This is a genomic window from Neisseria sp. Marseille-Q1983 (genome assembly GCF_018224585.1).
GTDB lineage: Bacteria > Pseudomonadota > Gammaproteobacteria > Burkholderiales > Neisseriaceae > Neisseria > Neisseria polysaccharea.
Genome location: NZ_JAGTUI010000025.1, coordinates 1 through 10,294 on the forward strand (window position 1 = coordinate 1; position 10,294 = coordinate 10,294).

The 10,294-nt window shown below is 48.0% G+C and carries 13 protein-coding genes and 3 pseudogenes; 12 read left to right on the forward strand and 4 right to left on the reverse strand.

Annotation, left to right across the window (positions count from 1 at the left end; genetic code table 11):
- The first annotated feature begins 181 nt into the window (after nucleotides 1-181).
- The 8 genes and pseudogenes from KEM39_RS07050 to KEM39_RS07085 all read left to right on the forward strand — a co-directional run bounded on the left by KEM39_RS07050 (nucleotide 182) and on the right by KEM39_RS07085 (nucleotide 3,661).
- Nucleotides 182-583 (forward strand): hypothetical protein, encoded by a 402-nt coding sequence (locus KEM39_RS07050; protein WP_118997631.1) that lies wholly within the window; start codon nucleotides 182-184, stop codon nucleotides 581-583.
- A 60-nt stretch (nucleotides 584-643) separates the two neighbouring features.
- Nucleotides 644-1,168 (forward strand): annotated as a pseudogene (locus tag KEM39_RS07055) (polymorphic toxin-type HINT domain-containing protein); the annotation flags it as partial.
- Nucleotides 1,169-1,171: 3 nt separating this feature from the next.
- The gene (locus KEM39_RS07060) at nucleotides 1,172-1,444 is read left to right on the forward strand and encodes a hypothetical protein (protein WP_118997630.1); all 273 of its coding nucleotides are present in this window, start codon (nucleotides 1,172-1,174) and stop codon (nucleotides 1,442-1,444) included.
- A 119-nt stretch (nucleotides 1,445-1,563) separates the two neighbouring features.
- Entirely contained in the window at nucleotides 1,564-2,109 is a 546-nt protein-coding gene (locus tag KEM39_RS07065) for a suppressor of fused domain protein (protein ID WP_039863801.1), read from the forward strand.
- Between the two features lie 40 nt (nucleotides 2,110-2,149).
- On the forward strand, nucleotides 2,150-2,686 hold the full coding sequence (locus KEM39_RS07070) for a suppressor of fused domain protein (RefSeq protein ID WP_118997674.1): 537 nt from the start codon (nucleotides 2,150-2,152) through the stop codon (nucleotides 2,684-2,686).
- Nucleotides 2,687-2,713: 27 nt separating this feature from the next.
- On the forward strand, nucleotides 2,714-2,959 hold the full coding sequence (locus KEM39_RS07075; protein WP_192886325.1) for a hypothetical protein: 246 nt from the start codon (nucleotides 2,714-2,716) through the stop codon (nucleotides 2,957-2,959).
- Nucleotides 2,960-2,995: 36 nt separating this feature from the next.
- Nucleotides 2,996-3,348: pseudogene (locus KEM39_RS07080) on the forward strand (hypothetical protein).
- Nucleotides 3,338-3,661, forward strand: coding sequence for a ribonuclease E inhibitor RraB (locus KEM39_RS07085; RefSeq protein ID WP_118997629.1), 324 nt, complete (start codon nucleotides 3,338-3,340; stop codon nucleotides 3,659-3,661). Before KEM39_RS07080 ends, KEM39_RS07085 begins: the two are co-directional and overlap by 11 nt.
- An 85-nt stretch (nucleotides 3,662-3,746) precedes the next feature.
- Here KEM39_RS07085 and KEM39_RS07090 read toward each other — a convergent pair whose 3' ends face one another.
- Both KEM39_RS07090 and KEM39_RS07095 read right to left on the reverse strand, forming a co-directional pair.
- Nucleotides 3,747-5,960 (reverse strand): RelA/SpoT family protein, encoded by a 2,214-nt coding sequence (locus KEM39_RS07090; protein WP_118997628.1) that lies wholly within the window; start codon nucleotides 5,958-5,960, stop codon nucleotides 3,747-3,749.
- Nucleotides 5,961-6,031: 71 nt separating this feature from the next.
- Nucleotides 6,032-6,142: pseudogene (locus tag KEM39_RS07095) on the reverse strand (IS5/IS1182 family transposase); the annotation flags it as partial.
- Between the two features lie 66 nt (nucleotides 6,143-6,208).
- Between KEM39_RS07095 and KEM39_RS07100 the strand changes: the two are divergent.
- Nucleotides 6,209-6,850, forward strand: coding sequence for a GrxB family glutaredoxin (locus KEM39_RS07100; RefSeq protein ID WP_029609205.1), 642 nt, complete (start codon nucleotides 6,209-6,211; stop codon nucleotides 6,848-6,850).
- 71 nt (nucleotides 6,851-6,921) lie between these two features.
- On the opposite strand, the gene KEM39_RS07105 is transcribed toward KEM39_RS07100, so the two are convergent.
- Nucleotides 6,922-7,560 (reverse strand): site-2 protease family protein, encoded by a 639-nt coding sequence (locus KEM39_RS07105; RefSeq protein WP_118997627.1) that lies wholly within the window; start codon nucleotides 7,558-7,560, stop codon nucleotides 6,922-6,924.
- Between the two features lie 252 nt (nucleotides 7,561-7,812).
- Here KEM39_RS07105 and KEM39_RS07110 point away from each other — a divergent pair, with 252 nt between their 5' ends.
- The 3 genes from KEM39_RS07110 (at nucleotide 7,813) to KEM39_RS07120 (ending at nucleotide 9,829) form a co-directional block, all read left to right on the forward strand.
- Nucleotides 7,813-8,664 carry an energy transducer TonB gene (locus KEM39_RS07110; protein WP_118997626.1) on the forward strand — a complete coding sequence of 284 codons (852 nt, stop codon included), beginning with the start codon at nucleotides 7,813-7,815 and terminating at the stop codon, nucleotides 8,662-8,664.
- A gap of 66 nt (nucleotides 8,665-8,730) precedes the next feature.
- A complete protein-coding gene (locus KEM39_RS07115; protein WP_025457567.1) occupies nucleotides 8,731-9,390 on the forward strand; it encodes a MotA/TolQ/ExbB proton channel family protein in 660 nt (219 codons plus the stop codon).
- A 4-nt stretch (nucleotides 9,391-9,394) separates the two neighbouring features.
- Nucleotides 9,395-9,829, forward strand: coding sequence for an ExbD/TolR family protein (locus tag KEM39_RS07120; RefSeq protein WP_118997625.1), 435 nt, complete (start codon nucleotides 9,395-9,397; stop codon nucleotides 9,827-9,829).
- A 64-nt stretch (nucleotides 9,830-9,893) separates the two neighbouring features.
- Here the strand turns inward: KEM39_RS07120 and KEM39_RS07125 are convergent.
- Nucleotides 9,894-10,294 (reverse strand): TIGR01244 family sulfur transferase (locus KEM39_RS07125; protein WP_211709764.1); only part of this gene is annotated, 401 nt, incomplete at its 5' end.

The window sequence follows — 10,294 nt, forward strand, 5'->3', positions numbered from 1 at the left end:
AGTGTGTTATCTTCATATTTCGAGGGTAACATATCTGCTAATCTAGTACAGCCCCAAAATTAATCGGTGAGTTAGCCGATGGTAGGAAAGTAAATGTGAGAATGGACAGTACGGATGGTAGGCCTACTTTAGAAATCCAGCAGGGCAATAAGAAAACAAAAATTAGATATGGAAAACGATTATGAAGATTAAACCATTACAATTTTCTAACAATAATCGCAGATTTTACGTAGACAAAATTTGTGTTACCGAACAAGATGTGAACATTTTGGCATCCGACCGAAATTATGAATTAAATATTGAAATATTTATTGACGATATAATTCATTTTCAAATAACGGATGAATCTTATAAAGTAAAATTTTCAGAATATTTATTCGAAAATAAAACAGAAAATAATTCGGATGGGAATCCTACTGCAAATTATTTTTTCGAGATAATAGATGACAGTTATATGGACTGGTTGAAAGAAGAAAGTTTTGGTTTTTTTGAAAAGAAATATTATAAGGCTTATATTTTCTTTTTTAGCGATTCTGTAATAGAAGTTATCAGCTCGACAGAACCTGTATTTTATTCAAAATAACAAATTATCAAACAAAGCTCTGATTAAAAACCCAACAATCAAAATGCCGTCTGAAGCGGTATTCGGCTTTCAGACGGCATCGGCAACAGCCAAACCCTGATTTCCAACCGCATCCACCCGTTTTATTCGGACGGCAAATGGATTAAGGCGGAAGATTTGAAAGCAGGAATCAGGCTGTTATCCGAAAGCGGTGCAGAGCAGACCGTTCAAAGCGTTACCGTTAAACAAGAACTGCTCAAAGCCTACAATCTGACCATTGCCGACTGGCATACTTACTTCGTCAAGGGCAGTCAGGCGGAAACGGAAGGGGTTTGGGTTCATAATTCTTGTCCTCCCAAAAGAGCTCCCGAATACCATGCAGGAACTGTATCTGAATCTAATTTTTTAAATGCGGCTGAGAAATGGCTAGGGGAAAACTATAAGTCATATCCAAATGGTCGATATGTATCACAAGATGGAATGCGGCAGGTACGATATGGTTATCATGAAACAAATTCATCTACGCATCATGGTCATTTTGAATCATATGACAAACCTAATGGACGTGTAATAGAAAATAGTGCGGTAACAATTATTCGGGATTGAAGAATGATGAGTGTAAAAGAATTATTCAAAGTCATCTTAGATGGAAATAAAGATTTTCCTATTAGAACGATTCATCGTACCCCGATGGGGATACTTCCCAAACCTGTTGCTTTAAGTATTGTTCAATATGAAGATGACCAAGGATTTTATTTGTTTTATTTGAATGAGGCTGGTCAGGAACAAACGGATACTTATCACGAAACATTAGATTCGGCATTTGAACAGGCGGAGTTTGAATTTGGAATCAGCAAAGAAGAATGGATGCAAAGTCCTTAGACGGCAAAATCAAGATGCCGCTTTATTTTTCAGACGGCATTTCCGTCAATAAAAAAGTCGGTATTGGAGCCCAAAACAGCCTATGCCTTGCCGGAATAGGGATGAAAGGTTTAAGAAAAGTGATTGTAGTTGAACATTTAGAGCATTATTTGGGTGAAATCGAAAGCGGTATAAAATGCTTGGATCGACGTTATCATCTCAGCGTTTCCGTCTTCCCATCACAACCATATAAAGGGGTAACTACTTTTTCTACTTTAGGCTTGAATCGATATGACTTGAACTATAAGAGTAGGTTTGAATTAATTTTTACCTGTTCTGAAGAATGGAATAAAGAAAATATTGCAGCTTTTCTATCAGGAGTGGCTGAATATTTGATTGACAATAGACAACCTATTTTAAGAGGTGAAATTATTCAATTACCCAGGGTAATTATCGAAGGTAGCAAAATGGATGCACTGTATGTTTCCGCCCCATTTTATTTCGACGATGATTTTCAGGTCTGTTATGGCGAACACTACAATATCGTTTTCCCTTTGCTTGTCCCGTTGTATAAACAGGAAGCCGAATTGGTAGAAAAGAAAGGTTGGAATGCTTTTGAGCAGTTCTTGTTGGATAATGAAGTTGGCAACCTTTCGGATATGAATAGGAAACCGTTTGTTTGGTAAATACCTTCTTCAGGCGACCTTTGAAAACAGGCTAAAAAGCATGGACTATAACCAAACTGTTTTATCTCACTTGCAAAAATTTTGGAAACATCATGATATTAAAGGATTTACTTGGACTTTAGGAAGGGTTGTTGAAGAACTTCCCGATTTCCAAGTTTTCCAAGTGATTCCTAATCATGAAGATGAGCCCTGGGTTTATGTCAGCTCTGGAATAGGTCCATTTTTAGGGCAGGAGTTTTTTATCGTCAGCCCGTTTGAAACGCCCGAACATATTGAGACCTTGGCAATGCTGGCATCGGCAAGTATGCATTATCCCGATCGATTTCAATTAGGAAAAACGGTCAATATCGGCAGACCGTGGGTTGAGCAATCATCCTTTCAGCATTTTCTGATTTCTCTGCCTTATCCTTATGGGCAAGAGTTGGAATATATGGATAATGTCCGATTTTTCTGGTTATTGCCGATTACTCATCAAGAGAGGCTTTTTCTAGATACTCATTTGATAGAAGAATTGGAAACGAAATTCGATGAAGCGGGTATTGATTATTTAGATATAAATCGTGCGAGTACTGTCTGACAGGCCGGATGAAAATTCGGCAATCCGATGCCGTCTGAAACAAGTTTGGGCTTTTCAGACGGCATTCTGATGAATGGAACAGGATACTGGGAGCTGAGTTCTTCAAAAATCCTATCTCCGTCCCTTATACGTCGGTGTTTTAGTCAAAACGGCAGACGGATGAAAAATTATTGCCCGTATCCTTGCCAAAGACGAAGCAAGATGAAACCGTGGCAATTGAATCAGTACAATCGCAATGTCCGACTTGTTCTGCAAAACAAGGAGGGAGATTAAGCCAATATTCAAAAGAACAGAAAAGGAAACTGAGTAATGGGAATAAAAAATGAACAAATAATAATTTGTAAAAAATATAATACAGAAATATATCCTGTTTCCGATGTTTCAAAAATCGGTGTTGCTGAAAATGTCAAACAGGCAAACCTGTATCCGATTAACGGGTTAAGGCACCGTCCCAAAGGTGATACTAACGGTTGGTATATCTGGGCCGGTGAAAACTTCTCTATAATAAAAATTTTTTCCTGCCCTTGCATACTTTCCATTTGCAAATATGGCGACCCGAAATCATCCCCTTTTTGACACTTCCGCCCGGTTACCGTTTTTTAATTGGGGAAAACGGTTATGAAGACGTATGGTTTGATGAGTTGCTATTAAATGATAATTGACAAAAAATCTACTTCAGATGTACTGAAACAATATCAAGAACTAGGGTTTGATTTGACAAAATCGATGATAATAGAGTTTTTTATAGATGGTTCTCAAAAGAATCTGCAATCAATAGAAAGTCAAATCATTTCTTATCGGCAAGATTTTCAAATCAGTATTGAACAAGATGAATTCGGAGGGATGTGGACTTGCTATTGTTCCGTCAATATCATCCCTTCCCTTGAAAACATTTTAGCTATTGAAACTACGTTATTTGGTATTGCACAAAAAAATGATTGTACTTATGAAGGTTTTGGTTCGTATGGGAACTGACGGAAAATGTTGGTCAGGCTAAAAAAAACCGGCAATCAAAATGCCGTCTGAAGCGTTATACGGCTTTCAGACGGCATTTTTGTATTTAAAGCCGGGTAACGCTCAATACACCTTTGACATCGCCGAGGCCGGCGAGGACGCGCGGGAGGTCGTTGACCTGTTTGACTTCGAGCGTGAACCGCATACTGGCTTCCAAGTCGCGGGACTGGGTTTGCACGGCGGTAACGTTGAGTTTGTGGCGGGCGAGTGCGTCGGATACGTCGCGCAAAAGCCCGGAGCGGTCTTGGGCGCGGATTTCGATATCGACGGCGAACACTTGTCCTTCCTGCAACGCCGCCCAACTTGCGTCCAGCACTTTTTCAGGTGCGTGTTCGGCGAGGTGTCGGAAAGAGGGGCAGGTTTTGCGGTGGACGGAAATGCCGCGCTCGCGGGTAACGAAGCCGACAATATCGTCGGGCGGCGCGGGTTTGCAGCATTTGGCAAGCGTGGTCATCAAACCGTCTTCGCCATCGATGAGTACGCCGTTTTTGCCGCCTTTTTTGATTTTGGACTGTTTGACGATGGTGGTTTCGCTGACGGGCACGGGTGGCGGTTCGTTCAGCGTGCCGCAGGCTTTTTGGATGGCGCGGTTGGAAATTTCGCCTTGTCCGACGGCGGTGTAGAGGTCTTCGGGTTTTTTGTAGCCGAGGTTTTCGGCAAGCTCTTGCAGGTTGGGCTTGGGCGTGAGTTTGGCAAGCTGTTTGTCGAGCTGGACGCGGCCTTCTTCGCGCACGGTGTCGGCGTTTTGCTGGCGGATGTAGGCGCGGATTTTGCCGATTGCCTTGCCGGATTTGACCCAGCCTTCGTAGAGCCAGTTGACGGAAGGATGCCCTTCTTTGGCGGTAATGATTTCGACGCGCTGTCCGTTTTCAAGCGGGGTGGACAGCGGCACGATTTGCCCTTCGACTTTCGCCCCCCGGCAGCGGTCGCCGATGCTGCTGTGCAGGGCGTAGGCGAAGTCGATGGGGGTCGCGCCCGTGGGCAGGGAGAGGACTTTGCCGTGCGGGGTCAAAACATAAATCGTGTCGTTGAAAAGCTCGGTTTTGAAAGCGGCGGCGAGGTCTTCCTTGCCGCTTTCCGCCATGTTTTCGCGCCAGTCCAAAAGTTGGCGTAACCAGGCGATTTTCTGTTCGTAGGCGGAATCGCCTTTGCCGCCCTCTTTGTAACGCCAGTGGGCGGCGACACCGAATTCGTTGAATTGGTGCATATCGAAGGTGCGGATTTGTACTTCCACGCCTTTGTCTTCCGGGCCGACAATGACGGTGTGCAAACTTTTATAGCCGTTGCCTTTGGGGTTGGCGATATAGTCGTCGAACTCGCCGGGGATGGGCTGCCAGAGGCTGTGGACGATGCCCAGCGTGGTGTAACACTCGGGGACGGTATCAACCAGAATCCGCACGGCGCGGATGTCGAACAGACCGTCGAAGCTGAGTTTTTTCTTCACCATTTTTTTGTAAATGGAGTAGATGTGTTTCGGACGGCCGGCGACTTCAAAGTGGATATTGTATTTTTTGAGTTCCGTACGCAGGATATTGAGGAAGTTTTCGATGTATTCGAGGCGTTCGGTGCGTTTTTCGTCCAAAAGCAGGGCAATTTCGCGGTATTTTTCGGGTTCTTGATGGCGGAAGCCCAAATCTTCGAGCTGCCATTTGAGCTGCCACACGCCCAAACGGTTGGCGAGCGGGGCGAAGATGTCGAGGGTTTCTTTGGCGACGGCGCGTTTTTCGGGGCTGTCGGGGGCGTTGCTTAAAAATTGCAGGGTGCGCGTACGCATCGCCAGTTTGATCAACACGACGCGGATGTCGGTAACCATCGCCAGCAGCATTTTCCGCATAATTTCGGCTTGCCGGGCGCGTTCTTCCGGCGTGGCAAGGCTGTCCACACGGGCGAAGTGGGTGAGCTTCTGCACTTCGTCCACACCTTTGACCAGCTCGGCGACGGTGCTGTTGCAGCGTTCGGAAACCAATTCGTGCCAAGTGGGAACGTATTTGCCGATGTCGGACAAAATCGTAGCGGCAACGGCATCAGGCAAGAGGTCGAGTTCGCTGACGATTTGCATCGAGCCGAGGAAGTGGTCGGACAACGGCTCGCCATACGGCGTGGCGGCATCGGCGGGGTAATGTGCTTCCGCCAGCGAACGGGCGGCTAAGACAAGTTTTTTATCGTTGTCCGGCAGCGCGGCGCAGTAGCTGTCGAACCATTCGCGCAATTCTTGCAGAGTCGCGCTTTGCGTGTCTTGAATCGGGCTGATGGCGGTCATGATGGTGTCTTTTCGTTCCGCTAAAAACGAGTTTATTGTAACAGCTTATTGATTTACGGTGCATAGGCGGGAAGATATAGTGGATTAAATTTAAACCAGTACGGCGTTGCCTCGCCTTGCCGTACTATCTGTACTGTCTGCGGCTTCGTCGCCTTGTCCTGATTTAAATTTAATCCACTATAAACTTGTTCCAGGCGGCGCGGGGTGTTAAGGTAGCCGGTACCGACAGGTTGACGAGGAATATTTTGATGAAACTGTATATTTACGACCATTGCCCGTTTTGCGTGCGTGCGCGGATGGCGGCGGGGCTGTTGGGCGCGGACGTTGAAGAAGCCGTGCTGGCAAACGACGACGAGGCAACGCCGATCGGTATGATCGGTGCGAAACAAGTACCCGTCCTGCAAAAAGAGGACGGTTCGTTTATGGGCGAGAGTTTGGACATTGTGCGCCATTTCGACCGCGAAGGCCGTCTGAAAGACGAAGTCCGCCCCGAGATACAGGCGTGGCTGGACAAGGTGGACGGATACAACAACAAACTGGTGCAGCCGCGCGTAATCAAAATCGGGCTGCCCGAGTTCGCTACTGCCGAAGCGGTTAAATATTTCACGGACAAAAAAGAGAAAAGCATCGGCAGCTTCTCCACCAATTTGAACAAAACCGCCCAATACCTCGAACGGATAAACGCAGATTTGCAAGAGTTGGAGAATCTGATGGACGGTACTTCAGACGGCATCAACGGCGGAATCGGTATGGAGGATATTTTGGTTTTTCCCGTTTTGAGGAATCTGACCGTGGTGCGCGGAATAGCGTTCCCTCGGAAAACGATGGGTTATTTAATCGGTATGAGTGAAAAATCGGGCGTGCCGCTTTATTTCGACAGGGCATTGTAAAACCAAAAAAAAGCGGCAGGGCAATATGTCCTGCCGCGTTTTTTGGAACGTTTATGCCGTCTGAAAGCCAGTCAGACGAACATCTGCACAAACGCAATCACCAGCCGCACAATCGGTGCAATAAACGCACCCAATACGCCCGTCAGCATAAGCAGCAGGATAATCCACGTCCCATAAGGTTCGATTTTGCGGAACGCTTGCGAATATTTCGCCGGCAGGAAGGTGTCGATGAAGATGCCGCCGTCCCAAGGCAGGATGGGGATGATGTTGAGCGCGAACAGAATCGCATTGATCAGAATACCGTAGTTTGCCATTTGAGCCAGCGGCATCTGATACGCCTCGCCGACATACGGAGTCAGCACCAAAACCACGCCCCACAGAACAGCCATCGCCAGATTCGACAGCGGGCCGGACGCGGCAACGCAACGCCATGCAAGGCGCGGGTTGCGGAAGTTGCGCGAATCGATAGGGATAGGACGCGCCCAGCCGAACAGGAAGGGCGTAAACATCAAAGTAAGCAGCGGCACGATGATTGTGCCGACCGGATCGATATGGGGCAGGGGGTTCAGTGTCAGCCTGCCGTATTGTTCGGCAGTGTTGTCTCCCCAGTAGCGCGCCGTATAGCCGCGCACCACCTCCCTGACGGTAATGGCGAGCAGTACGGGCAGGACGGCAAGCAGGAACACGCCCAAGTCAAAGTTCCGAAACATAATTTTCCTTTATAAAGGTTGGTACGCAGCCGCAACTGGCTGCCGGATAAAGGCGGCAATATATCATTTAACCCGATTTTGTTGGAACGGGAAAACAGGCAGAGCCGCCCCATTTGTCCGCAGGCATCTGAGAATTTATCATAATATATTGTTTCAATATGGATTTTGTGAATATAAAAACAGTATTCATATAAAGGCGAATGATAAAAATAGGTTGCAAATAGGAATTGTTGCTATTATTATGCCCGAATTATGGATAAAGAACGAATTTTAACCCCCGCAGTCGTGTTTTCCGTCGCACTGCTGCATTTGGCAATGGTGGCATTGCTCTGGCAGGCGCATAAGCTGCCTGTGACCGAGTCCGGAAATGTTATCGAATTTGTCGATTTGGGCGACTTTGGCGGAGGGGACGGTACGCCCGAGGGCGCAGGTGCGCCTGCCGCGCCCGAGCCGCAACCCGAACCCGAACCGCCCAAACCTGTCGAGCCGCCCAAACCGGTTTTGAAGCCGGTGGTTACAAAAAAGGCGGATGCGGATATCCGGCAGCCCAAGGAAAAGCCGAAGCCTGAAGAAAAACCGAAGCCCGAGCCTAAGCCGGAAGTGAAGCCGACTCCCAAACCGGTTGAGAAAACGGTAGAGAAGCCGTCTGAAAAACCTGCCGAATATCCCGGCAATACTTCCGCCAAAGCCGGCAGCGAGCACGGCGGGGGAGAAGGTAAGGGAACCGGTACCAAAGGTGACGGAACGGGGCGCGGAGAAGGCAGCGGTAAAGGCAGCGGCGGAGCCAAAGGCGAGCATGGGGAAGGAACCGGCGGCAGCGGCGGCGGAACAGGTGCCGGCAGCAGTAAAGGCAATCCCCTGCGTGCCAACGGCAGTATTCCGCGACCGCCTTATCCTACGCTTTCTATGGAAAACGATGAACAGGGTACGGTTGTCCTGAGTGTGATGGTATCTCCGGGCGGTCATGTCGAGTCCGTCAAAGTGGTGAAAAGCAGCGGTTTTTCCCGTTTGGACAATGCAGCACGCAAGGCGGCGCAAAACGGGCATTTTCAAGCCAATGCTTGGACGGAGTTTAAAGTCCCCGTTAAATTTGAATTGAATTAGGCTGTTGTCGCGGCAGTTTGCGGCAGCTTGGATTTTTGATTTGTTTTTATCAGTTTTGGAATCATTATGGATTTGAAATTAGTGTTTGAATCAGGCGATGTCGTCCTGATCGGTGTGTTTGTGTTGATGTTGCTGATGAGTATCGTAACATGGTGTCTGATTGTCTTACGCAGCATTAAGCTGTATCAGGCTCGCAAAGGCAATACGGTTGTTAAGCAGCATATGAGCAATACTTTGTCTTTGAACGATGCGCTTGAAAAAGTGCGTGCCGTTGACGCTCCCCTGTCCAAACTGGTGCAAGAGGCATTGCAGTCGTACCGCAACTACCGTCAAAATGAAGCTTCCAAATTGGCTCAGGCACTGCCGTTGAATGAGTATTTGGTCATTCAAATCCGCAACAGTATGGCTCAGATTATGCGTCGCTTTGATTATGGTATGACCGCGCTTGCCTCCATCGGTGCGACCGCACCGTTTATCGGTCTGTTTGGTACGGTTTGGGGGATTTACCATGCCCTGATCAATATCGGACAAAGCGGACAGATGAGTATTGCGGCGGTTGCCGGTCCGATCGGCGAGGCATTGGTTTCTACTGCGGCGGGTCTGTTTGTGGCGATTCCTGCTGTGTTGGCGTACAACTTCCTCAACCGCGGTGCGAAGACGCTGACTCAGGATTTGGATGCGATGGCGCATGATTTGCATGTCCGCCTGTTGAACCAAAAGGATTAATGAAATGGCATTCGGTTCGATGAATTCCGGCGATGACTCGCCGATGTCCGATATCAACGTTACGCCGTTGGTGGACGTGATGCTGGTTTTGCTGATTGTATTTATGATTACCATGCCGGTACTGACGCATTCCATTCCTTTGGAATTGCCGACCGCGTCCGAGCAGGCAAACAAGCAGGATAAACAGCCTAAAGATCCCTTGCGCCTGACGATTGATGCAAACGGTGGTTATTATGTCGGCGGAGATTCTGCAAGCAAAGTGGAAATCGGGGAAGTGGAAAGCCGTCTGAAAGCCGCCAAGGAGCAGAATGAAAACGTGATTGTGGCAATTGCGGCAGACAAGGCGGTGGAATACGTTTATGTAAACAAAGCGTTGGAGGCCGCCCGTCAGGCAGGGATTACCAAAATCGGTTTTGTAACCGAAACCAAGGCGCAATAAAGTTTGACGTTTGAACGAATGCCGTCTGAAAGCCTTTCAGACGGCATTTTTGTATCGGTCGGTTTTATGGTTTGATCGCTGCTTCTTCCAAACGGCTGCGGAAGTTTTCCAAATTTACGCCTGCCGCTTGGGCGCGGCGGATGATTTCGTCAACCGGCATACCTTCTGCCGCCCGACGGAAGCCCCACAGCAACGAGCAGCGCGTACCGGTCCGGCAATAGGCAAGGACGGGATATTCGGCTTGTCCGATGAGTTGTCGGAAGGTTTCGACATCGTGTTTTTGGATGTCGCGGGCGGTAACGGGTTGGTGATGAAATCCGGTAACGCCTGCTTGTTCCAGCCACTGTTTGATTTGGGCGAAGTCGGGTTGCGATTCTTCTTCGCGGTCGGGGCGGTTGCAGATGACGGTTTTGATGCCCAGTTGCGCGATTTGTTCCGCATCGGCTTTGGTCAGTTGCGGAGAAA